Below are 23,020 nucleotides of genomic sequence, written 5' to 3' on the forward strand. Positions count from 1 at the left end.
GCGTGCGGTGATGTCGCCCAGGGCGACCATCGAAGAGGTCGCGGCCGCGGCGGGTGTCTCCCGCTCGACCGTGTCGCGGGTCGTGAACGGCTCGACGGCGGTGAGCCCCGAGGCCCTCGCGGCCGTGCGCGCCGCGATCGACGACCTCAACTACGTGCCCAACCGGGCGGCCCGCTCTCTCGCCTCGCGACAGACGCACGCGATCGCGCTGATCGTGCCGGAAGACACGACGCGGTTCTTCGGCGACCCGTTCTTCGCGGCCATCGTCGCCGGGATCACCGGCGCGCTCGGCAGCTCCGACTACCTGCTCAACCTGTTGATCGCGAGCGACGACCCCGGCGACAAGATGACGAGCTTCGTGCGCAACGGTGGCGTCGACGGCGCCCTCATCGTGTCGCACCATGCGAGCGACGGCTTCGTTGACCGGATCGCCGATGCGGTCCCGGTCGTGTTCGGCGGGCGGCCGGTGCGCCGCAGCGCGGGCGACTACGTGGTCGATGTCGACAACGTGGCCGGGGCGCGCGTGGCCACGCAGCGGCTCATCGACATCGGGCGCTCCAGGATCGCCACGATCTCCGGTCCGCTGTCGATGATCTCCTCGACCGACCGCGTGCAGGGCTTCCGGGATGCGCTCGCGGATGCGGGTCTCGCGCCGTGCGCCGAGGAGGAGGGCGACTACAGCGAGGCGAGTGGTGCGGAGGCGGCTCGTCGGCTGCTCGCGTCCGGTCGTCCCGACGCGATCTTCGTGGCGAGCGACCTGATGGCACGCGGAGCGCTCACGGCGCTGCGCGCGGCGGGGGTGCGGGTGCCGGAGGACATCGCCCTGGTCGGCTTCGACGACTCCTCGGTGGCGGTCAGCACCGATCCGGCCCTCACCACGGTGCGCCAGCCGATGTATGCGCAGGGCGAGACCATGGCCCGCGTGCTGCTGTCGCGGCTGGCGGGGGAGGACCCGCCGCAGACGACGATCCTGCCCACCGAGCTCGTGGTGCGCGGCTCGGCCTGACGCGCGCACGGGTGCGGCCCTGACGCCCCCTCATGGCCAGGGATGCACCCGTGCGTCGGGTGGGGGCGAACCCCGCGAACGCATGAACTGAACAGACGTTCAACGTACACGCTACACGGAGCGGCGATATTCTTGTGACCCCGGGAGGTGGTCGCCGCATGGCCCGAACCGACGAGCAGAACCGCCAGGCGCGCGAGCGCGCCCGCGAGAACATCCTGCAGGCGGCGATCGCGGTCTTCAGCGAGCGCGGAGTCGCCGGCGCCAGCATCGCCCAGATCACCTCGCGAGCCGGCGTCGCCCAGGGTCTGGTCAACTACCACTTCGGCGGCAAGGAGCAGCTGGTCGCCGCGGTGATCGACCGCTGGTTCGAGACCGTGCTCGGGCTCGCGCGGGTGGACGGCACCCCCGACGAGATACTGGCCGCGATCATCGACGGCGCCCTCATGGCCACGGCCTTCGCGATGCCGCTCCAGCGCGCCGTGCTCGCGATGCAGCAGCAGCCCTCCACGCACCGGCTCTTCGCGGAATCGGAGCAGCGTCACGCCGAGGCGGCGACCGCGGCGGAGGACGCTGTGCGCGAGGTGTTCCGCGCGCGCGGAGCCGACGACCCCGCGCTGGAGGAGGTCATGCTCCGCAGCACCCTCGAGGGCGTGTTCGTGAAGTACTGCGTCTTCGGAGACACGTATCCGCTGGAGGAGGCGCGGCGCTGGCTGCACCGGCGCTACGGACTGCCGGAACCGGCGGCCCCGATGCCCCTCGACGTGCCGCCGCGGACCGGCGAGCCCCGGCCCCGGGCCACCTGGGCGCTCCGGCCCGACCCGAACGCCTGACCTCGGTGCCCGGTGCGTCAGTCCAGGTGCATGCGCGCGAACGCGCCGAGCACCACCCGTTCGGACTGCACCAGGTAGCGCTCGAGCTCGGCGGCGCCCGCCTCGGCGCCCCTGCTGAGGAAGGTGTCGAGCACGGCGCGGTTCTTGCGCACGAACGGCTCGTGCAGCGCCCGCGGGTCGTCGATCTTCAAGAAGGCCAGACGCAGCTCGGCCGCGACGTTGCGGTACGTGCGAGCCAGGCGCGGACTGTCGGCGAGGTCGACCAGCGCCACGTGGAACGCCATGTTCGCGCTGCCGACCGTGCGCCACGCGGCGGCGTCGTCGCGGGAGACGCCGGCCACGGCGGCCTCGGCGGCCGCGACCGCCTCCCTCATGCGCTGCACGGCGGGGTGCTCCGGCTCGGACTGGCGCAGGGCCGTGCACTCGATGATGCGGCGGGCGCGGTAGATGTCGATCACGTCGGCGATCGACGGGGAAGCCACGGAGACCCCACGGTGCGGGACGTGCTCGACCAGGCCCTGCTCCGCGAGCACCCGGAACGCCTCGCGGAGCGTGTTGCGCGACACGTCGAAGCGCTCGGCGAGGGCGGACTCCGACAGGCGGGAGCCGGGGGCGACGTCGCCGTCGATGATGAGCTGACGGAGCACGTCGGCGAGCGGGCCCTGCTGGTTCATGCCTTCATCGTAGGTGGGGGGCGGGCGGCGGGCCGGGATCGGGTCTCGGCGGGAATCATACGACGGCAATCGCGCTGTAGCACGACGGAAACATGATTGTTGAACAATCGGTGTCTGTCCGTTCTACACTGGGTTTCGATCCGACACCCACCAACGACGATGGGACCCCCCTATGTCCGAGCAGTCCACCGCCGCCCTCTCCCCGGAGGACGAGGCCCGCGCCGCCCACGCGAAGAAGCGCGCGGGACGCAGTGCCGTCATCGGCGCCATCTTCCTCATGGCCACGAGCGCCATCGGGCCCGGCTTCATCACGCAGACCGCCACCTTCACGGCGCAGATGGGGGCCGCGTTCGCGTTCGCGATCCTGGTGTCGATCCTGGTCGACATCGCGGTGCAGCTGAACATCTGGCGCATGATCACCTCCTCGGGCAAGCGCGCCGGCGAGCTCGCCAACAGCGCCATCCCGTTCTCCGGGCACGTCATCGCCGTGCTCGTGGTGATCGGCGGCCTCGCGTTCAACATCGGCAACATCGCCGGGGGTGGCCTCGGTCTCAACGCCCTGCTCGGCATCGACGCGAAGATCGGCGGCGCACTCACCGCGGCGCTCGCGATCATCATCTTCCTGGTGAAGAAGGCCGGCAGGGTGATGGACGTCGTGCTCATCGTCCTCGGCATCGGCATGATCGTGATGACCGTGGTCGTCGCCCTGATCGCCCAGCCGCCCATCGGCGACGCGCTGCGGCAGACGTTCGTGCCCGACCAGCTCAACTTCGCCACCATCACCACCATCGTCGGCGGCACCGTCGGCGGCTACATCACCTACTCCGGCGCGCACCGCTACCTCGACTCCGGCCACGTCGGCCCGCAGTACGCGAAGCCCGTCATGCGCGCCGCGGCCAACGGCATCCTCGTCACCGGCATCATGCGGTACGTGCTGTTCCTCGCCATCCTCGGGGTCGTCGCCTCCGGTGTGGCACTCGACCTCTCGTCGCAGGCCGCGAACCCGGCCGGGCAGGCGTTCGGCGCCGTGCTGGGCGACGCGGGTCTGCGCATCTTCGGCGCGATCTTCTGGGCCGCCGCGATCAGCTCCGTGATCGGCGCCGCCTACACCTCGGCCACGTTCCTGTCGACGTTCACCGCGAAGCTGCACGGCGGCTGGCCCCTGCAGCTCGCGACCGTCGCCTTCATCGTCGTCTCGCTCGGGGTCTACCTCGCGATCGGCACGGCCCCCGCGGCGATCCTCGTGTTCGTCGGCGGCTTCAACGGCCTGATCCTGCCGATCGGCCTCACGGTGTTCATGTACATCGGCTGGTTCCGGCGCGACCTGCTCGGCGACCGGAAGTACCCGATGTGGCTGCTGATCGCGGGTACCGTCGTGACCGCCCTCACCTGGTACATGGGTGCCGTCTCGATCGGCCCCATCTTCGCCTTCCTCGGAATCGGAGCGTGACGACATGGCGACCATCGACCTGAACTCGGACCTCGGCGAGAACGTCCCCGACCGGATCGTCAGCGACGACGCCAGCATGCTGCGCATCGTCACGAGTGCGAACGTGTCGTGCGGTTTCCACGCCGGCAGCCCCGAGGGCATCCGCGAGACGCTCGCTGCGGCCGTGGCGGGAGGCGTCGTGATCGGCGCGCACCCCGGCTACCGCGACTACGAGAACTTCGGGCGCACGAAGGTCGACATCGACTCCGCGACGCTCCAGGCGCACGTCGAGTACCAGCTCGGCGCACTCCTGGGGCTCGCGGCCGCGGTGGGCGGTCGGGTCTCGTACGTCAAACCCCACGGCGCGCTCTACAACACCATCGCCCGCGACGAGCGGCAGTCGAAAGACGTGGTGGCGGCGATCCGTGCGGTCGACCCCTCGCTCGTGCTGCTCGGGCTCGCGGGAGGCGTGGTGCTCGACGTCGCGCAGCGGGCGGGGCTCGCGGTGGCCGCCGAGGCCTTCGCCGACCGCGCCTACCAGCCGGACGGACAGCTCGTGTCGCGCACCGAGGAGGGCGCCGTGCTGCACGACCCGACCGCGGTCGCCGAGCGCATGGTGCGCCTCGCCGCCGAGGGCGTGATCCGGGCGATCGACGGCACCGACGTCGCGGTGTCCGCCCAGTCCATCTGCGTGCACGGCGACAGCCCCGGCTCGGTCGCGATGGCCGCCGAGACGAAGCGCCTGCTGCAGGCCGAGGGCATCACGATCGCCCCGTTCGCCGGAGTGTGACATGTCCGTGCTCGCCACCACCGACCAGCTCACCGCTGCGCGCGCCGCCCGCGCCGCGCACCGGGCGGGACACTCCGCGCCCACCAGCGGCGTCGCGCCGGGACTGACGCAGGCGAACCTCATCGCCGTGCCTGCCGACTGGGCGTTCGAGACGCTGCTGTACGCGCAGCGCAACCCGAAGCCCTGCCCCGTGCTCGAGGTGATCGAGCAGGGCCAGGTGGAGTCACGGCTGGCGCCGGGCAGCGACATCCGCACCGACATCGGCCGTTACCGCATCTGGCGCGACGGCGAGCTCGCGGAGGAGGTGACCGACGCGACGGCCGCGTGGGCCGAGCAGCCCGACCTCGTCGCGTTCCTCATCGGCTGCAGCTTCACGTTCGAGACCGGTCTCGTCGAGGCGGGCATCCCCATCCGTCACCAGGAGCTCGGGCGCAACGTGCCGATGTACCGCACGGCCGTGGACTGCGCGCCGGCCGGACGGCTGCGCGGCGAGATGGTCGTGTCGATGCGCCCGATCCCCGCGGACCGCGTGGCCGACGCCGTGCAGATCTCCGCCCGCACGCCGGCCGTGCACGGCGCACCCGTGCACATCGGCGACCCGGCCTCGCTGGGCATCACCGACCTGTCGACCCCGGACTTCGGCGACGCCCCCGAGCTGCGCGACGGCGAGATCCCCGTGTTCTGGGCCTGCGGCGTGACCCCGCAGGCGGCGATCATGGCGTCGAAGCCGCCGTTCGCCGTGACGCACGCCCCCGGGTACATGTTCGTGACCGACGTGCCCGATGCGGAGTACCGGGTCTGATGCGCATCCTCACGGCCTCCGACGGCGCGCTCCTGGTCGAGGCGGACGACCTCGAACAGGCCATGCGGCTCAACCTCGCGTGGGACGGCGTGCCCGGCGTGGTCGAGCGCATCCCCGGCGCGCGCACGGTGCTGGTGCGCTACGACCCGCTGCGCACCACGGCCGCCGCGCTCGCCGGGGTGCTCGCCGCGACCGAGGTCGACGCCGCCGAGCTCCCCGATGCGGGCGAGGTCGAGGTGCCGGTGCGCTACGACGGGGAAGACCTCGACGAGACGGCGACGCTGCTCGGGGTGTCGGCGGAAGAGCTCGTCGCGCGTCACCTCGCGGCCGACTGGCGGGTCGCGTTCTCGGGCTTCGCGCCCGGCTTCGGCTATGCGGTGAGCGACGACGCGCTGTTCGACGTGCCGCGCCGCTCGTCGCCGCGCACGCGCGTGCCCGCGGGCTCGGTCGCGCTCGCCGGAGCCTTCAGCGGCGTGTACCCCCGCGAGAGCCCCGGCGGTTGGCAGCTGATCGGCCGCACCGACCTGGCCATGTGGGACATCGACCGCGACCCTCCCGCACTGTTCGCACCCGGGCGGCGGGTGCGGTTCGTGCGGGCCGAGCGGGCCGCGGTCGTCGCGTCGGCCGAGAGCGCCGGCGGCGCGGATCCGCGCGGCGGAGAAGCCTCCGCGACCCAGGGGCCGCGCGCTCCCGGAGCCCCCGCCGTAGAGGTCGTGCGCTCGTCGCTGCAGCTGCTCGTGCAGGACGAGGGTCGCGCGGGCTATGCCGCCCTGGGCGTCTCGGCCTCCGGCATCGCGGACCGGGTGGCCCTGCGCGACGCCAACCGCGCGGTCGGCAACCCCTCCGCCGCTGCCGTCCTGGAGTGCGTGGGCGGTGCGGTGCTGCGGTTCCACGGAGCCGGGGTGGCCGCGGTGGCCGGAGCGACCGGGGTCCTCACCCTCACGGACGCCGCCGGCGTGCCGCGCGACATCGCCCCCGGGGCACCGTTCGCCACGGTCGACGGCGACGAGCTCACCCTCGGTCACCCCGAGCGCGGGCTGCGCTTCGTGATCGCCGTGCGCGGGGGGATCGACGTCGCCCCGGCGCTCGGCAGCCGCGCCAGCGACACCCTCGCCGGGCTCGGCCCGCGGCCCCTCGCGGCGGGCGATGTCGTGCCGATCGGCACGGCCCCGGTGACCTCGGTGGATCCGGTCGTCCTGCCGCGCGACCTTCCCGCCCCGGGCGACACCGTGGCGCTCGAGATCACGCTCGGCCCGCGCGACGACTGGTTTACCGCGGCCGGGGTCGCCGCGCTCACGGGTCAGGAGTGGACGGTGACGCCGCGCTCCGACCGCGTCGGCATCCGGCTGCACGGCGAGGTGCCGCTGGAGCGTGCCGTGGGCGGGGAGCTGCCCAGCGAGGGCGCGGTGACCGGCGCGATCCAGGTGCCGCCGGACGGTCAGCCCGTGCTGTTCCTCCCCGATCATCCGCTCACGGGCGGCTACCCCATCATCGGCGCACTCACCGATCGCAGCCTCGACCTCGCCGCGCAGCTCCCGCCGGGGGTGCACGTGCGCTTCATCGTGAAGGAGACCCCATGACCCGTGTGCTCATCGCCAACCGCGGCGAGATCGCGGTGCGCGTGATCCGCGCCTGCGCCGAGGCCGGATACACGTCGGTCGCCGTGTACGCCGATCAGGATGCGGATGCGCTGCACGTGCGGCTCGCCGACGAGGCCGTCGGCCTGGGCGGTGACACGGCGGCGAGCACCTACCTGTCGGTCGAGGCGCTGATCGACGCCGCGCGCCGCAGCGGGGCCGACGCGGTGCACCCCGGCTACGGCTTCCTCTCCGAGAGCGCGGCGTTCGCGCGGGCTGTCGAGGGCGCGGGCCTGGTGTGGATCGGCCCGTCGCCGGAGAGCATCGACGCCCTCGGCGACAAGATGACCGCGCGGCGCATCGCCCAGCGGGTCGGCGCACCCCTCGCGGCCGGCACCGACGAGCCGCTCTCCGGCCCGGAGGAGGCCGTGGCCTTCGCCGAGGAGCACGGGCTGCCGATCGCCATCAAGGCCGCGTTCGGCGGGGGCGGCCGCGGCCTCAAGGTCGTGCGGGAGCTGTCCGAGGTGGCGGCGGCGTTCGAGGCGGCGACGCGGGAGGCCGTGGCCGCGTTCGGTCGCGGCGAGTGCTTCGTGGAGCGGTTCCTGGAGCGCCCCCGGCACATCGAGGTGCAGGTGCTGGGAGACGGCCGCGGCGGCGTGGTCGTGGTGGGCGACCGCGACTGCTCGATGCAGCGGCGCAACCAGAAGCTGATCGAGGAGGCACCGGCACCCGCACTCGCTCCGGAGCAGCGGTCGGCGATCCACGAGGCGGCGCGGGCGATCTGCGCCGAGGTGCAGTACCGCGGGGCGGGCACCGTGGAGTTCCTGCTCGCGGCCGACGGCACGATCTCGTTCCTCGAGGTCAACACGCGCCTCCAGGTCGAGCATCCGGTGACGGAGGAGGTCACGGGCACCGACCTCGTGCGCGAGCAGTTCCGCATCGCGTTCGGCGAGGGGCCGTCGTTCACCGAGACCCCGCGGCCGTCGGGTCACGCGTTCGAGTTCCGCATCAACGCGGAAGACCCCGGTCGCGGGTTCCTTCCCAGCCCGGGGCGGGTCGAGGCGCTGCGCATCCCCGGCGGCCCCGGCGTGCGATGGGACAGCGGCATCGAGGCGGGCGACGTGGTGCAGCCCGCGTTCGACTCCCTGATCGCCAAGCTCATCGTGCACGCGGACACCCGGGAGGCCGCCCTCGTGCGAGCACGCCGGGCGCTGCGCGAGCTCGCCGTCGACGGCCCGGCGACCGTGATCCCGTTCGACCTCCGCGCGATCGACGACCCCGCGTTCGCGACCGACACCTTCGGGGTGCACACGCAGTGGATCGAGACGGTGCTGCTGCCCGCGCTCGACGCGCAGCCGCGACCGGCGGTCGCACCGGTGTCCGGGCTGCAGCGGTTCCCCGTGGAGGTCGATGGCCGCCGGGTCGTGCTCGGGCTGCCCGCGGAGCTGCTGGCGGGGATCGGCCGTCCGGCGACGGAGGCGGCACCGGAGCCTGCGGCGGACGCGTCCGAGCTCCGGACTCCCGCGCCGGGCACGCTCGTGCGGTGGCTGCTCGACGACGGCGCGGAGGTCGCGGCGGGCGACCCGGTGGCCGTGCTCGACGCGATGAAGATGGAGACGACGGTCACCGCGCACCGCCCCGGCACTCTCACCCGCCGCGCGGAGACCGGCGCGACCGTCGCGCCCGACGCCGTCCTCGCCACGATCGCCTGACCCCCGTCCGGCCCGGCCGTCCCGCCCCGCCCCCGTCCTCCCGCCCCCGCCCGCCCCGCCCCCGCCCGACCGGCGCGTGGGAGTGCGAAAACGCACCTCCGACGTGCGTGGGAGGTGCGTTTTCGATCCCGACAGTGGACGGGACGGGACGGGACCCCGGGCGTTACGCGGGGTCGCCGCCCAGGGGGCCGACGGGCTCGAGGGGCTTCGGGTCGTCGGCGCCGGTCTTGCGGGCGCGGGCGATCAGGTTGCCCAGGTGGTAGATGAGCAGCGCCGCGACGGTGCCGAGGACGATGCCGCCGAACGCGAAGTCGCCGAGCTGCATCGAGAACCCGGCGATGCCGATCACGAGCGACACCGCGGCCGTGTACTGGTTGACCGGGCGCGAGAAGTCCACGCGGCTGTCGACCCAGATCTTGATGCCGATGATGCCGATCAGGCCGTACAGGGCCGTGGTCGCGCCGCCCAGCACGCCGGCGGGGATCGAGTTGAACACCTCGCCGACCTTGGGGGAGAACGCGAGCAGGATCGCGAACAGGCCCGCCACCCAGTAGACGGCGGTCGAGTACACGCGGGTCGCGGCCATCACGCCGATGTTCTCGCCGTAGGTCGTGGTGCCCGAGCCGCCGAAGCCGCCCGCGATCGTGGTCGCGACGCCGTCGGCGATCAGTGCGCGGCCGGTGTGCTTGTTGATCGACGGGTCCTCGGTCATGGTCGCGACGCCGCGCACGTGGCCGACGTTCTCGGCGATGAGCACGAGCACGACCGGCAGGAACATCGCGATGGTCGACCACGTGCCCGGCTCGACGAAGTCGGGGAGCTGGAAGTGCGGCAGGCCGACCCAGGGTGCCTCGGCGATGAGCTCGGCCGGTGTCTTGCCGCCGCGGAGGGCGTTGGGCACGTCGAACGAGCCGGTGAACGCGGCCCAGATGAAGCCGACCGCGACGCCGAGGAAGATCGAGATGCGGCCGAGGAAGCCGCGGAACAGCACCGCGAACAGGATGATCGCGACGAGGGTGATGGTCGCGGTCACCGGGTCGAGCTGGAAGTTGCTCCACGCGGTGGGGGCGAGGTTGAATCCGATCAGGGCGACGATGGCCCCTGCGACCACCGGGGGCATGAGTGCGTCGACCCATCGCAGCCCGGCGAACTGCACGACGAGCCCGACGACGGCGAGGAGCACGCCGACCGCGACGACGCCCGCGAGCGCCGAGCCGGTGCCACCCGCGGCGACGGCGGCCGTGATCGGGGCGATGAACGCGAACGAGGAGCCGAGGTAGCTGGGCAGCTGGTTCTTCGTGATGAGCAGGAAGATGAGGGTGCCGAGGCCGCTGAACAGCAGGGTCGTCGAGACCGGGAAGCCCGTCAGCGTCGGCACGAGGAAGGTGGCGCCGAACATCGCGACGACGTGCTGGAGTCCGATCGCGACGGTGGCGGACCAGCTCAGGCGCTCGTCGGGACGGACGACCGCGCCGGCCTCGATCGTGCGTCCGTTTCCGTGCAGCTTCCACAGGGGCATGCGGGCTCCTCAGGGTTCGGGGGTGGCGGGAGTGCTGAAGAAACACTACCGATTCCTGAGTGTTGCCTGAGCGCCGATCGGCCAGCCGCTCCTCTACGCGGGTGACGACGTCAGCCACACCGACGTGCGGCGTGTGGAGTAGTCCGGCTCAGGCGCCCAGGCGGTCGATGAGTTCGCGGTAGCGCGCGGTCGTCCGGGCGACGACCTCGTCGGGCAGCGCGGGCGGCTCGCCCTGCTTGTCCCAGTTCGCGGCGAGCCAGTCGCGCACGATCTGCTTGTCGAAGCTCGCCATCCGCTCGGCCGGGGTGGTGCCGGTGCGCCAGGCCTCGGCGTCCCAGTACCGCGAGGAGTCGCTGGTGAGCACCTCGTCGGCGAGGCGCAGGGTGCCGTCGGCATCGGTGCCGAACTCGAACTTGGTGTCGGCCAGGATCAGGCCCCGCTCCTCGGCGATCGCCGCCGCCTTCGCGTACACGGCCAGGGAGGTGTCGCGCAGCTCGGCCGCTCGCTCGGCACCGACCAGCTCGACGACGCGGTCGAACGTGATGTTCTCGTCGTGCTCGCCCATCGGCGCCTTGTACGCGGGGGTGAACAGCGGTTCGGGCAGCCGGTCGCCGTTGTGCAGGCCGTCCGGGAGCGTGATGCCGCACACCGTGCCGTGCTCCTGATACTCGGCCCAGCCGGAGCCGGTGATGTAGCCGCGCACGACGCACTCGATCGGGAGCATCTCCAGCGACTGGGCGAGCATCGCGCGGTCGGCGACCTCCTCGGGCAGCTCGCCCGGGGCCAGGTGGTTCGGCACGTCGAGCTGGGCGAACCACCAGCGGCTGAGGCGGGTGAGCAGGGCCCCCTTGTCGGTGATGCCGGGCGACAGCACCACGTCGAAGGCGCTCACCCGGTCGGAGGCGACGACGAGGATGCGGGTGTCGGCCGGGTCCTCCGAGGCGTAGAGGTCGCGGACCTTGCCGGAGTAGAGGTGTCGCCAACCGGGGATGCTCTGCGCGGTGCCTGCCGTGGGTGTGCTCACCCGCCCATTATCCCGGTCTCCCGTGGCGGCGCCCGCACAGAAGTCAAGGGGAGCGCGGGCCGCGTGCTCCCGGGGCGAGGATCGCCGCATCGAAGGGAGCGGGTATGACGAAGGATCTCGCGAAAGGCGATCGGGTGAGCTGGAACACGTCGCAGGGGCGCACGCGCGGCACGGTGGTCGAGAAGCGGACGAAGGACTTCACGTTCGCGGGGCAGCACTTCACCGCCTCGGACGAGGAGCCGGCGTATCTCGTGGAGTCGGAGAAGAGCGGCGATCGTGCGGCGCACAAGGGCTCCGCTCTGCGTCGGCTGGGGTGAGACGCCCGGAACCGGTATCGCCGCGCGCGACGTGGCGCGGGAGCCTGATCGGGCGTATAGTCCACATGGACTAATCGAGGTGGGGACATGGCGAAGGACCCGGTGGACGCGCTCACGCCGCTCGGCGTGATGGTGCTCGCGCTGCTGCGCGAGAGCGACATGCACCCCTACGAGATGGTCCGACTGCTGCGCGCTCGGCACGACGATCGGCTCATCACCGTCACCAACGGCACGCTGTACCACACGGTCGCCCGGCTGCAGCGGGCGGGGCTGCTCGCCGAGGTCGGGACCGACCGCGACGGAAAGCGGCCGGAGCGCACGACCTACACGCTCACCGACGCGGGGCGCGAGACGGTGGTCTCCTGGGTGCGTCGCGCCCTGCCCCGCATCGATCGCGAGGTCGACGCCCGGGTCGCGCTCGCCGAGGCCCACAACCTCGAACGCACCGATGTCGTCGCGCTGCTCCACGACCGCCGCGCCGCCCTCCGGGACTCGCACGCGCTGCACCATGACGGGCTCCGCGGCGCCCGCACCAAGGGCGTCCCCGCCCAGGTCCTCGTCGAGATCGAGCGACAGGAGGCGCTGCTCGACGCGGAGCTGCGCTGGCTCGACTCCCTGCTCACCCGCCTCGACGGCGACGATCTCCCCTGGGGGCCGGACGCCTTCGACGACTCCGACCGCTACCGCGCTCAGCGAAAGGCTGCACAGCAATGACCGAATCCCGCCAGGCCGCAGGGCCTCAGACCGGCCCGTTCGCGGCCGGTCACGCGCCGAAGAGCCCGTGGCCCGCCCTGTGGGCGCTCGTCATCGGCTTCTTCATGATCCTCGTCGACACCACGATCGTGTCGGTCGCGAACCCGGCCATCAAGGCCGCGCTCGACCCGCAGACCAACAACCTCGACAACGTCGTGTGGGTCACCAGCGCCTACCTGCTGGCCTACGCGGTGCCGCTGCTGATCACCGGACGCCTCGGTGACCGCTTCGGCCCGAAGAACATCTACCTGATCGGGCTCGCGGTGTTCACGCTCGCGTCGCTGTGGTGCGGGCTGTCCACCACCCTCGAGGGCCTGATCGCGGCGCGTGCCGTGCAGGGCCTCGGCGCCGCTTTCATGACGCCGCAGACCATGGCCGTCATCACGCGCACCTTCCCGCCGGAGCGGCGCGGTGCGGCGATGGGGCTGTGGGGGGCGACCGCCGGCGTGGCCACGCTCGTCGGTCCGCTCGCGGGCGGCCTGCTGGTGGACGGCCTCGGCTGGGAGTGGATCTTCTTCGTGAACCTGCCCGTGGGTGTCGTGGCGTTCGTGCTCGCGTGGATCCTGGTGCCGAGGCTGAAGACGCACCCGCACCGCTTCGACCTCGTCGGTGTCGTGCTGAGCGCCGTGGCCCTGTTCCTGATCGTGTTCGGGCTGCAGGAGGGCGAGAAGTTCGACTGGGGTGTGATCTGGGGTCCGATCTCGGTGTGGAGCCTGATCATCGCGGGCGTCGTGGTGCTGGCGCTGTTCATCGTGCAGCAGGCCCGCACCCGGAGTGAGCCGCTCGTGCCGCTCGGGCTGTTCCGCGACCGCAATTTCTCGGGCGCGAACGTCGCGATCGCCGCGGTCGGCTTCACGGTCACCAGCATGTCGCTGCCGATGATGTTCTTCCTGCAGACGGCCCGCGGGCTCACCCCGACAGAGGCGGCCATGCTGCTCATCCCGATGGCGGTGCTGTCGGGAGTGCTGGCTCCCGTGGCCGGCAAGATCCTCGACCGCGTCGACCCGCGGGTGATCCTCATCCCCGGACTGCTCTGCGTGGGTGGGGCGCTGCTCTGGTACTCGGCGCTGACGACCATGGACACCCCGATCCTGATGTTCCTGCTGCCGTCGGCCCTGATGGGCATCGGCAACGCGGGCATGTGGGGTCCGCTCGCGACCACGGCCACGCGCAAGCTGCCGCCGCGGCAGGCCGGTGCCGGCGCGGGCATCTACAACACGACCAGGACGATCGGCTCGGTGATCGGTTCGGCGTCGATCGCCGCGTTCATGCAGTCGCGGCTGGAGGCGAACCTGCCCGGACTGTCGGACGCGCCGGCGGGCATCAGCGGGGGCGGGTCACTGCCGCCGCAGGTGGCGGAGGGCTTCGCGGCGGGTATGGCGCAGGCGCTGCTGCTGCCCGCGGCCGTGATCGTCGTCGCGCTCGTGGCCGCGCTGTTCCTCGGTCGCTACGACCGTGACGACGCGGCGGCTCCGGCCACCGCGGCCCCCGCCCCTCCCGCGTGAGCCGGGGGAGGGTCCAGCCCTCCCCCGTTCCGGCTGCGCCCCGGGGTCAGGCCTGGGTGCTGAAGACCGAGGACAGCACGAGCCCGGCGCCCCCGAGCAGCGTGATCTGATCCGGGTCCTCCGCGAAGAACACCGTCGGCGGCTGTCCGCGCTCGGGTGCCAGCCGGGTGACCCAGGTCTGCAGGGCCGTGCGCAGCGCCTCGCCGCCCGTGCAGGCGTCGCCGTGCATGATGTAGTGCCCTGGCGCGAGGATCTGCTCGTTGTTCGCGATGCCGATCGCGAGGTTGCGGGCGTACAGGTCGAGCAGCGCCGCGGCGTCGTCCGAGCCGTCCGCCACGAGGGCGGCGAGGCTGCGGGAGTCGAGGGTGTCGGCGTGCGGGAGGCCGTCGGCCGCGGCCCGGTCGCGCAGCCAGCCCAGCGTGGCGACCGTCTCCCAGCAGCCGCGCCGTCCGCACCGGCACTCGTCGCCGTCGAGCTGCACGATGGTGTGGCCGGACTCGCCCCCGGCACCGTTCTCGCCGCGGAGCACCTCGCCGCCGTGCACGATCCCGAAGCCCAGCGCCTCACCGGTGTACACGGATGCGAAGTCCTGGATCTCCCGCCCCAGCCCGAACCACCGGTCGCCCAGTGCCTGGACGCGCGGGTGGTGGTCGACGAGGGTGGTGGCGCCGAAGCGCTTCTCCAGCAGCGCGACGACCGGGAGCCCGTTGAGCCCAGGGGTGAGGTGCATCGAGATGACGCTGCCCGTGCTGGTGTCGACCATGCCCGCCGCGGCGACGCCGATGCCGACGAGGGCTTCTCCCGCGAAGCAGCCGTCGGTCACCTGGTGCAGGCACGCGGTGATCTCGTCGGTCGACGCGTCGCGGCTATACGCCGCGTGGTGCATCTCGTGGATCGTGCCGTCGAAGGCGATGCGGGCGGCCACGACGAAGTCGGGGGAGAGGTGCACGGCGCCGAGCCACGGGCCGTCGCCGCGGAACCAGAGCGGTCGGGCCGGCTTGCCTCCGGCCTCGGACGGCGCGACGGGGTCGCCTTCGACGAGGGTGGCGGAGTCGAGCAGGGGCTGCAGGATCGTGGCGATCGTGGCTCGGTTCACGCCGAGCGAGCGGGCCAGTTGCGCGCGGCTGGAGGGGCCGAGGCGGTGCAGGGTCTCCAGCACGCGGCGGCGGTTCGCGGCTCCGATCGCGCTCGTGGTGATGAGCGGACGGCGCGAGCTCTGGTCGGAGAACACCAGGTCGGCCTGCGGTTTGCCTGACGGTGCCATGGCACCTGCCTTTCCGGTCGCGACGGGTGGCGGCGATGGCTCCGTCTGCGGATCAGTTTACAAGGAAGAATGTATGGTTTAGTGTCATACATACCTCGCGGCGCGCGGGCATCCATGACGAAGTGGGGTAGGCAGTGAACCACAGCAGGTCGGCACGAGTCGGAGTCATCGGCGGCGGGATCCGCGGCGGCATGTTCGCCAGAGCGCTGCAGGAGAACCCCCAGTCCGAGCTCGTCGCGATCTGCGACCGCAGCCCCGGCGTGCTGTCCGCGATGGTCGCGCAGCTGGGCGTTCCGGGCTATGCGAGCACCGAGGAGCTGCTCGCCGCCCACCCCGACCTCGACGGCGTCGTGATCGCGACCCCCGACTTCGCCCACCGCGAGGCGGCGGTGCTCTGCGCCCAGGCCGGTCTCGACCTGATGATCGAGAAGCCGCTGGCCACCGAGGTCGACGACGCGCGGGCGATCCTCGAAGCCGCCGACGCCGCCGGGGTGCGCGTCATGGTCGGCTTCGAGAACCGCTGGAACGTGCGGTACTCGGCGGTGCGCACCCGTCTCGGCGCCGACGGAGACCCGAGGATCAGCGCCCAGATCATCAACCTCAACGACACGATCTTCGTGCCGACCGAGATGCTGTCGTGGTCCTCGAAGAGCTCGCCCGCGTGGTTCCTCATGCCGCACTCGCTCGACCTCGCGTGCTGGATCGGCCGCACGCACCCGGTATCGGTGTATGCGGTCGGCGCGCGCGACCGCCTCACCGAGGCCGGCATCGACACGTGGGACCGCGTCAACGCCGTGTTCACGATGGCCGACGGCTCGCACGTCGCGCTCAACTCGTCGTGGGTGCTGCCCGAGTCGATGCCGTCGGTGTTCGACTTCCGCTACGAGATCCAGTCCGCCGGTCAGGTCGTGCACATCGACGGCGCCGACGACGGTGTGATCGTCTACGACGCGCAGCGCGGGCAGCTCGTGCAGTCGGCCGTGCATGAGCGCGCCGGCCGCATCCACGGGGTGCCCATCGACATGGTCGGCGACTTCGTCCGCCTCCTCCGCGGGGAGCCCGTCGACGTGCCGGACGCCCGCGACGGCCTCCTCATCACCGCCGCGATCGAGGCGGTGCACACCGCCCTCGAGACCGGCGACGTCGTCTCCATCTCCGTCTGACCCCGCTTCACCTGCACCACCGCGAGACCCGAAACCACGCGACATCCGTCCGGAACTGCACGAAGGAGCAAGGAAATGAACGCATCACCGTCGATGAGCCGGGGCTTCTCCCGGCGTCAGATCTTCCAGCTCGGTGGCCTCGCCGTCGGGGCCATGGCCCTGGCGAGCTGCACCCCCGGAGGCGGAGGGCAGCAGAGCACCGGACCGCTCACGGCCGGCTCCGGGAAGCCCTCCGGCCAGATCAGCATCCTCGACGACAACACCAACAGCATCTTCAAGGACTGGGCCATCGCCGAGTTCGAGAAGCAGACCGGCATCAAGGTCGTCACCTACCAGCAGGGCAACTTCAACGACCTGCACGACAAGATGGCCACGATGTTCGCGGCGCAGGACTCGTCGTTCGACGTCGTGATGACGTGGGCCGGCTGGTCGGCCGAGTTCGGGCAGGCCGGATGGCTGGAGGAGCTCGACCCCTCCGCCGTGCCGGACGACCTCATCCAGCCGGCGCTCGACGCGGTGTCGTGGCGGGGCAAGGTGTACGGCCTGCCGAAGTTCGTCAGCGCGCAGACCATGTTCTGGAACAAGGACCTGTTCGCGGGGGCCGGGCTCGACCCCGAGACGGGCCCGGCGAACTGGGACGAGTTCGTCGCGGCGGCCAAGGCCCTCACCGGCGGCGGGCAGTACGGCTATGCGTGCGACATGGGCAACCCCGCCGGCGCGTACCAGAACTTCCTGCGCGCGCTGCTGCTCAACGGCGGGGAGTTCTACGACGCCGACTACAAGCCCACCTTCGCGAGTGACGCGGGCGTCGAGGCGCTGTCGAAGATGGTCGAGCTGCTGCAGGTGCACAAGGTGATGGACCCCTCCTCGCTGCAGATCACCAACGCGTCCGACCTCGCCGACCTCTTCGCCCGCGGCAGCACCGGCATGGTGTTCAACTGGCCGTTCCAGTACGCGGTCGCCACGGCCGCCGGCGCCGCGACCTCGGCCGCGACGGTGGGTAACGGCCTGCTCCCCGGCATGTCGGTGCGGTCGGCGTCGATCGACGGCTCCGAGGGCTTCGCGATCAGCAAGTTCTCGAAGAACAAGGAAGCGGCCCTGGCATGGCTGCAGTTCGTCACCACCGGGAAGGTGCAGACCGACATCGTCGAGAAGGAGGGCTGGTTCCCCGTCTCGCAGACGGTGCTGGCCGAGCCCGCCGCGCGGGAGGCGCTGCCCATCCTGTCCACCTACGAGCAGTCCACCGAGTACGTCACCAAGCGCTACGGCACGCCCTGGTCGAACGAGCTCGACCAGGCGCTCTCCGTGCAGCTCATCAACGCCATGAACGGCAAGACCTCCCCCAAGGAGGCGCTGGAGTCGGCGCAGAAGACGGCGGAGGACCTCGTGAAGAAGTACCTGAAGTAGGGCTCGGGGAATGGGCGTCAACCTCCTGGAGAGGAGCCGCCGGCGGGATCTGCGTTTCGGCCTCCTGCTGATCGCGCCGGCGGTGCTGATCATCGCGATGCTGCTCGGCTACCCGATGGGCTACGCCGTGTTCATGTCGTTCCACCAGTGGAACGACAAGCTGGGCATGGAGCACCCCTTCATCGGGCTGGAGAACTACGGGCAGCTGCTGACCGACCCCGCGGTGCACCGGGCGATGGAGCGCACGGCGTACTTCTCGGTGATCACCGTGATCGGCGGGGTCGCGCTGGCCGTGGCGATCGCGGTGCTGCTGAACCGGGAGTTCCGCGGACGCACGTTCGCCCGGGTGCTGCTGCTCGTGCCGTGGGCCGTGCCGCCCGTCGTGAACGGCATCATGTGGAAGCTGATCTTCGACGGCAGCACCGGCATCGCCAACACGATCCTGCGCGGACTCGGTCTCACGGAGGAGAACGTGCAGTGGCTGTCCGACCCCGCGCTCGCGATGAACATCCTGGTGTTCGCGGAGATGTGGAAGCTGCTGCCGTTCCTGTGCCTGCTGATGCTCGCGGCGCTGCAGGGCATCCCGTCGAACCTGTACCGGGCGGCGGCGATCGACGGCGCGGGACCGTGGCGGGCCTTCTGGCGCATCACCCTGCCCAACATGCGCGGCGCCCTGATGTTCGCGCTGATCGTGCAGTCGATGTGGTCGCTCAAGGTGTTCGACACCATCTACGTGCTCACGGGCGGCTCCGGCGGCCCGGCCGAGGGCACCACCACCATCAACTTCCTGGCGTACCTGGTGAACTTCAGCAACCTGGACCGCGGCTACGGCTCGGCGATGGCGGTCGGGATCATGATCCTCGTGCTCGTGGTGGCCGTGTTCTGGATCCTGCTGTTCGGCGGGTTCCGTCGCAAGAGGGGAGAGGCGCATGCCTGACCTGACCACCACCGCCCTCGTCACCACCGCCCGCCCGCGCGGGCGCCGGGTGTCGCGACGCGGACGCCGCCGCCTCACGGCCGTCGTGTGCGCGGTGCTGCTCGTGCTCGTGATGGCGTTCTTCCTGGCGCCGTTCCTGTGGATGTTCGTGTTCAGCGTGTATCCGTCGAGCGCGCTGCAGGGCCGCACCCCCGACCTGTCGCCGTCCCTGCTGACCGTGGAGTCCTACGTGCGCCTGCTGTCGGACGGCAGCTTCCTCACCCCGATGGCGAACTCCGCGATCGTCGGCATCTCCACCACGATCATCTGCATGACCGTGGGCGCGGCCTGCGCCTACGCGATCGCCCGGTTCAAGTTCCGCGGTCGCCAGCCCCTGCTGCTGAGCATGATGACCGTGCAGGCGATCCCCGTGATCGTGCTCGCGGTGCCCCTGTTCATCCTGCTGCGCTCGGTCGGCCTCTACGACCAGCTGCTCGGGCTGATCGCGACGTACACGGCGTTCATCCTGCCGCTCGTGATCTGGATGCTGGTCGGGTTCTTCGAGGACATCCCGCCGAGCCTGGAACGCGCCGCCCGCATCGACGGGTGCAACCGGTTCCAGATCATGTACCGGATCGCCTTCCCGCTCGCAGCGCCCGGCATGGCGGCGACCGCGATCCTGGCGTTCATCACCAGCTGGAGCGACTTCTTCCTGGCGAAGGTGCTGACGTCGAACAACGCCGTGACCCTGCCGGTGAAGACCGCGGCGTTCCAGGGGCTGTTCGCGATGGACTACACGTCCGCGGCGACGGCGGGAGTGATCACGGCCATCCCGGTCCTGATCCTCACCCTCGTGGCACAGAAATGGATCATCCGCGGCATGACCGAGGGTGCGGTGAAAGGCTGATCATGGCACAGATCGAACTGGTGGGCGTCGAGAAGTCGTACGGACGCCCGAAGCGCGGGCACGAGGCCCGCAAGGCGGTCTCCGACCTCAGCTACGTGATCGAGGACGGGCACTTCGTGTCGCTGCTCGGTCCCTCCGGCTGCGGCAAGACCACCACGCTCAACATGATCGCCGGACTGGAGGACATCTCGGGCGGGGAGATCCTCATCGACGGGCGGCGGGTCGACGACCTCGACCCCGACAAGCGCGACCTGGCGTTCGTGTTCCAGGACTACGCGCTGTATCCGCACATGAGCGTCTACGAGAACATCGCGTTCGGGCTGCGCATGCGCAAGGTCGCCAAGGACGAGATCGACCGCCGGGTGCGCGACGCCGCCCGACGGCTCGACATCGCCCACGTGCTCGACGTGAAGCCCAAGAGCCTGTCGGGTGGACAGCGGCAGCGCGTCGCCCTCGCCCGCGCCATCGCCCGGCGCCCCGCGGTGTTCCTGTTCGACGAGCCGCTGTCGAACCTCGACGCGCTGCTGCGCGACCAGACCCGCAGCGAGCTCAAGGTGCTGCACCGCGAGCTCGGCGCGACCAGCGTCTACGTCACGCACGACCAGGAGGAGGCCATGACGCTCTCCGACCGGATCGCCGTGATGAGCCGCGGGCGGCTGGAGCAGTACGGCAGCCCGTACGAGGTGTACCACGAGCCGGCGACCGAGTTCGTGGCGTCGTTCGTGGGCAAGCCGCGCATGAACCTGTTCACGGCGAAGCGGGGCGAGCGTGGCAGGCACGTGCTCCCGGGGACCGCGTTCGGTGTGGAGTCGGGTGCGCTGCCCGAGGAGATCCGCGTCGGACTGCGCCCGGAGGAGTGCGACCTGCGGCGACCGCTGGCCGGTGAGCAGCCGCACGGCACCGTCGTCGCGGTGGAGCCGCTCGGCAACGTCTCCGACGTGCACCTCACGATGGGCGACGTCGAGTTCCTCGTGCGCGTCCCCGGGTTCGGCTCCTACGGCGTCGGCGACGCGGTGGTGGTCGACCTGACCCGCGCGCGCCTGCACTGCTTCGACCCCGAGACCGGGAGGCGCCTCGCCGTGTCGTGAGCCGGTTCATTACGCGGGTTCCGCGGACTCCCGCGTTCCGGTTCAGCGGGTTCACAGGGTTAGGGTGGATGGTCGGCGGCCGCCGGGTCGCCCCATCCGAACCTCCGAGGAGCACTCGACGTGAGCCGAAATCCATCCTCCACGGCGCGCCGCCTGCGCCGCTTCGCCCGGACGGCGACCGCGTCCGCGCTCGCCGCGCTCGTCGCCGCCGGGGCGCTCCTCGCCGGAGCCGCGCCCGCCGCGGCCGAGGGCGAGACCTACGTGATCGGCACCGACACCACGTTCGCCCCGTTCGAGTTCACGGACGCGAACGGCGAGCTCGTCGGCATCGACATGGACCTGCTGCGCGCGATCGCGAAGGACCAGGGCTTCGAGGTCGAGATCCGCCAGCTGGGCTTCGACGCCGCCGTGCAGGCCCTCCAGTCCAACCAGGTCGACGCGGTGATGGCCGGCATGTCAATCACCGAGGAGCGCCAGCAGACGTTCGACTTCAGCGACCCCTACTTCACCAGCGGCGTGCAGCTGGGGGTGCTGGAGTCCAGCGACATCGAGTCGCTCGACGACCTCGACGGCAAGGCGGTCGCGGTCAAGACCGGCACGCAGGGCCAGACCTTCGCCGAGGAGAACCAGGAGAAGTACGGCTTCCGCATCACGCCGTACCAGGACACGACCGACATGGTCGATGCCGTGAAGGCCGGGCAGGCGGTCGGCTACTTCGAGGACTTCCCGGTGCTCGCGTACGGCATCCAGCAGGGGTCGGGCTTCCGGCTGATCGGCGATCCGGAGCTCGGCGGCGAGTACGGCTTCGCGGTCAACAAGGGGCAGAACGCCGAGCTGCTGGAGATGTTCAACGCGGGGCTCGCGAACCTCCAGGACTCGGGCGAGTACGACGAGATCGTCGACACGTACCTCGCCTCGGGTGAGGGCGAGCAGAGCGCGCAGCCCACCGACATCATCTCCGTCGCGGTGAAGTACTGGCCCGCGCTCATGCAGGGTCTGTGGCTCACGATCCTCGCCACGATCGTCGCGGTGGTCGCGGCCTTCATCCTCGGCATCATCTTCGGCTTCGGGCGCATCTCGAAGTTCGCGCCGTTCCGCTGGGTCGCCACGGCGTACGTGTACGTGTTCCGCGGCACCCCGATCCTGATCCAGGCGTTCTTCGTGTTCTTCGCGATCCCGCAGCTGATCCCCGACCTGAAGTTCGACCCGTTCGTCGCCGGTGCGATCACGCTGTCGCTCAACACCGGTGCCTACATGACCGAGATCATCCGCGGCGGTATCCAGGCGGTCGACCCCGGTCAGGCCGAGGCCTCGCGTTCGCTGGGCCTGAGCCACTGGAAGACGATGCGCAAGGTCGTGCTGCCGCAGGCGTTCCGCATCATGATCCCCTCGTTCGTGAACCAGGGCATCATCACCCTCAAGGACACCTCGCTCATCAGCGTGATCGGCCTCGCGGAGCTGACCTTCGTGTCGCGCCAGATCATCGCCTCCACCTACCTGTCGGCGCAGGTGCTCACCATCGTCGCCATCATCTACTTCGTCGTGATCACGCTGCTGACGCTGCTCGCGAACCGCCTGGAGAGGACGCTCAACGCATGAGCAAGATCGACGTCAGGAACCTGCACAAGTCGTTCGGCGACAACGAGGTCCTGAAGGGCATCGACCTCACGGTCGACGACGGCGAGGTCGTCGCGGTGATCGGGCCCTCCGGCTCTGGCAAGTCCACGCTGCTGCGGTGCCTCAACAAGCTCGAGGAGCCGACCTCGGGGCACGTCGTCATCGACGGGGTCGACCTCACCGACAAGAGCGTCAAGCTCGACGAGGTGCGCCAGCGCATCGGCATGGTCTTCCAGCACTTCAACCTGTTCCCGCACATGACCGTGCTGGAGAACATCACCCTCGCGCCGGTCGAGCTCGGCCGCATGACCAAGGCCCAGGCGCGCGAGCGGGCGCTGTCGCTGCTGGAGCGCGTGGGACTGTCGGAGAAGGCGGACGCCAAGCCCGCGTCGCTCTCCGGAGGCCAGAAGCAGCGGGTGGCCATCGCCCGTGCACTCGCGATGGACCCCGAGATCATGCTGTTCGACGAGGCCACCAGTGCGCTCGACCCGGAGATGGTCGGCGAGGTGCTGCAGGTGATCCGCGACCTGGCCGAGGGCGGCATGACCATGGTGCTCGTGACGCACGAGATGGGCTTCGCGCGCGAGGTGTCCGACCGCACGGTGTTCATGGACGGCGGTGTCGTGGTCGAGGAGGCTGCGCCCGCCGAGCTGTTCGGCTCCCCGAAGAACGAGCGCCTGCAGGACTTCCTGTCGAAGGTGCTCTGACCGATCCGTTCCG

The 23,020-nt window shown here is 71.0% G+C and carries 21 protein-coding genes; 17 read left to right on the top strand and 4 right to left on the bottom strand.

Annotated elements, in window-relative coordinates:
- The first annotated feature begins 7 nt into the window (after window positions 1-7).
- Both KV394_RS07240 and KV394_RS07245 read left to right on the top strand, forming a co-directional pair.
- Window positions 8-1,006: a LacI family DNA-binding transcriptional regulator gene (locus KV394_RS07240; protein WP_275090546.1), complete on the top strand. Its 999-nt coding sequence runs from the start codon at window positions 8-10 to the stop codon at window positions 1,004-1,006.
- Between the two features lie 158 nt (window positions 1,007-1,164).
- On the top strand, window positions 1,165-1,836 hold the full coding sequence (locus KV394_RS07245) for a TetR/AcrR family transcriptional regulator (protein ID WP_247982689.1): 672 nt from the start codon (window positions 1,165-1,167) through the stop codon (window positions 1,834-1,836).
- A 17-nt stretch (window positions 1,837-1,853) separates the two neighbouring features.
- On the opposite strand, the gene KV394_RS07250 is transcribed toward KV394_RS07245, so the two are convergent.
- Window positions 1,854-2,510 carry a GntR family transcriptional regulator gene (locus KV394_RS07250; protein WP_136032803.1) on the bottom strand — a complete coding sequence of 219 codons (657 nt, stop codon included), beginning with the start codon at window positions 2,508-2,510 and terminating at the stop codon, window positions 1,854-1,856.
- 172 nt (window positions 2,511-2,682) lie between these two features.
- Here KV394_RS07250 and KV394_RS07255 point away from each other — a divergent pair, with 172 nt between their 5' ends.
- From KV394_RS07255 to KV394_RS07275, 5 genes are read left to right on the top strand one after another with little or no spacing between them, the layout of a single operon-like run.
- A complete protein-coding gene (locus KV394_RS07255) occupies window positions 2,683-3,960 on the top strand; it encodes an NRAMP family divalent metal transporter (RefSeq protein WP_136045684.1) in 1,278 nt (425 codons plus the stop codon).
- 4 nt (window positions 3,961-3,964) lie between these two features.
- Window positions 3,965-4,729 (top strand): LamB/YcsF family protein, encoded by a 765-nt coding sequence (locus KV394_RS07260; RefSeq protein ID WP_136045683.1) that lies wholly within the window; start codon window positions 3,965-3,967, stop codon window positions 4,727-4,729.
- Window position 4,730: 1 nt separating this feature from the next.
- Complete coding sequence (locus KV394_RS07265) at window positions 4,731-5,531, top strand: putative hydro-lyase (RefSeq protein WP_136036120.1); 801 nt, start codon at window positions 4,731-4,733, stop codon at window positions 5,529-5,531.
- On the top strand, window positions 5,531-7,111 hold the full coding sequence (locus KV394_RS07270) for a 5-oxoprolinase subunit B/C family protein (RefSeq protein WP_247982690.1): 1,581 nt from the start codon (window positions 5,531-5,533) through the stop codon (window positions 7,109-7,111). Before KV394_RS07265 ends, KV394_RS07270 begins: the two co-directional genes overlap by 1 nt.
- Window positions 7,108-8,820 carry an acetyl/propionyl/methylcrotonyl-CoA carboxylase subunit alpha gene (locus KV394_RS07275; RefSeq protein WP_247638234.1) on the top strand — a complete coding sequence of 571 codons (1,713 nt, stop codon included), beginning with the start codon at window positions 7,108-7,110 and terminating at the stop codon, window positions 8,818-8,820. Before KV394_RS07270 ends, KV394_RS07275 begins: the two co-directional genes overlap by 4 nt.
- A gap of 163 nt (window positions 8,821-8,983) precedes the next feature.
- Here KV394_RS07275 and KV394_RS07280 read toward each other — a convergent pair whose 3' ends face one another.
- On the bottom strand, window positions 8,984-10,339 hold the full coding sequence (locus KV394_RS07280) for a uracil-xanthine permease family protein (protein WP_136045567.1): 1,356 nt from the start codon (window positions 10,337-10,339) through the stop codon (window positions 8,984-8,986).
- 148 nt (window positions 10,340-10,487) lie between these two features.
- Window positions 10,488-11,363 (bottom strand): phosphoribosylaminoimidazolesuccinocarboxamide synthase, encoded by an 876-nt coding sequence (locus KV394_RS07285; protein WP_247638235.1) that lies wholly within the window; start codon window positions 11,361-11,363, stop codon window positions 10,488-10,490.
- Between the two features lie 104 nt (window positions 11,364-11,467).
- On the opposite strand from KV394_RS07285, the gene KV394_RS07290 reads away from it, so the two are divergent.
- The 3 genes from KV394_RS07290 (at window position 11,468) to KV394_RS07300 (ending at window position 13,938) form a co-directional block, all read left to right on the top strand.
- Window positions 11,468-11,680: a hypervirulence associated TUDOR domain-containing protein gene (locus KV394_RS07290; RefSeq protein ID WP_136032818.1), complete on the top strand. Its 213-nt coding sequence runs from the start codon at window positions 11,468-11,470 to the stop codon at window positions 11,678-11,680.
- An 87-nt stretch (window positions 11,681-11,767) separates the two neighbouring features.
- Window positions 11,768-12,394: a PadR family transcriptional regulator gene (locus tag KV394_RS07295; protein ID WP_136036709.1), complete on the top strand. Its 627-nt coding sequence runs from the start codon at window positions 11,768-11,770 to the stop codon at window positions 12,392-12,394.
- Window positions 12,391-13,938 carry a DHA2 family efflux MFS transporter permease subunit gene (locus KV394_RS07300; protein ID WP_136032822.1) on the top strand — a complete coding sequence of 516 codons (1,548 nt, stop codon included), beginning with the start codon at window positions 12,391-12,393 and terminating at the stop codon, window positions 13,936-13,938. The genes KV394_RS07295 and KV394_RS07300 overlap by 4 nt, the downstream gene beginning before the upstream one ends.
- A 46-nt stretch (window positions 13,939-13,984) precedes the next feature.
- Here the strand turns inward: KV394_RS07300 and KV394_RS07305 are convergent, their stop codons facing one another.
- Window positions 13,985-15,202: an ROK family protein gene (locus KV394_RS07305; RefSeq protein WP_136045569.1), complete on the bottom strand. Its 1,218-nt coding sequence runs from the start codon at window positions 15,200-15,202 to the stop codon at window positions 13,985-13,987.
- 134 nt (window positions 15,203-15,336) lie between these two features.
- Here KV394_RS07305 and KV394_RS07310 point away from each other — a divergent pair, with 134 nt between their 5' ends.
- From KV394_RS07310 to KV394_RS07340, 7 genes are all read left to right on the top strand, one after another.
- Window positions 15,337-16,365, top strand: a complete 1,029-nt coding sequence (locus KV394_RS07310; RefSeq protein ID WP_247638236.1) for a Gfo/Idh/MocA family protein — start codon at window positions 15,337-15,339, stop codon at window positions 16,363-16,365.
- A 75-nt stretch (window positions 16,366-16,440) separates the two neighbouring features.
- Complete coding sequence (locus KV394_RS07315; protein WP_206251909.1) at window positions 16,441-17,772, top strand: ABC transporter substrate-binding protein; 1,332 nt, start codon at window positions 16,441-16,443, stop codon at window positions 17,770-17,772.
- Between the two features lie 10 nt (window positions 17,773-17,782).
- On the top strand, window positions 17,783-18,709 hold the full coding sequence (locus tag KV394_RS07320) for a carbohydrate ABC transporter permease (RefSeq protein WP_247982691.1): 927 nt from the start codon (window positions 17,783-17,785) through the stop codon (window positions 18,707-18,709).
- Window positions 18,702-19,595, top strand: a complete 894-nt coding sequence (locus tag KV394_RS07325; protein ID WP_136037310.1) for a carbohydrate ABC transporter permease — start codon at window positions 18,702-18,704, stop codon at window positions 19,593-19,595. Before KV394_RS07320 ends, KV394_RS07325 begins: the two co-directional genes overlap by 8 nt.
- Window positions 19,596-19,597: 2 nt before the next feature.
- Window positions 19,598-20,683 (top strand): ABC transporter ATP-binding protein, encoded by a 1,086-nt coding sequence (locus tag KV394_RS07330; protein WP_136045573.1) that lies wholly within the window; start codon window positions 19,598-19,600, stop codon window positions 20,681-20,683.
- 120 nt (window positions 20,684-20,803) lie between these two features.
- A complete protein-coding gene (locus KV394_RS07335) occupies window positions 20,804-22,282 on the top strand; it encodes an amino acid ABC transporter substrate-binding protein/permease (RefSeq protein WP_247982692.1) in 1,479 nt (492 codons plus the stop codon).
- Window positions 22,279-23,007, top strand: coding sequence for an amino acid ABC transporter ATP-binding protein (locus tag KV394_RS07340; RefSeq protein ID WP_136032829.1), 729 nt, complete (start codon window positions 22,279-22,281; stop codon window positions 23,005-23,007). Before KV394_RS07335 ends, KV394_RS07340 begins: the two co-directional genes overlap by 4 nt.
- The last annotated feature ends 13 nt before the right edge of the window (window positions 23,008-23,020 follow it).

The organism is Microbacterium sufflavum (assembly GCF_023101165.1).
Lineage (GTDB): Bacteria > Actinomycetota > Actinomycetes > Actinomycetales > Microbacteriaceae > Microbacterium > Microbacterium sufflavum.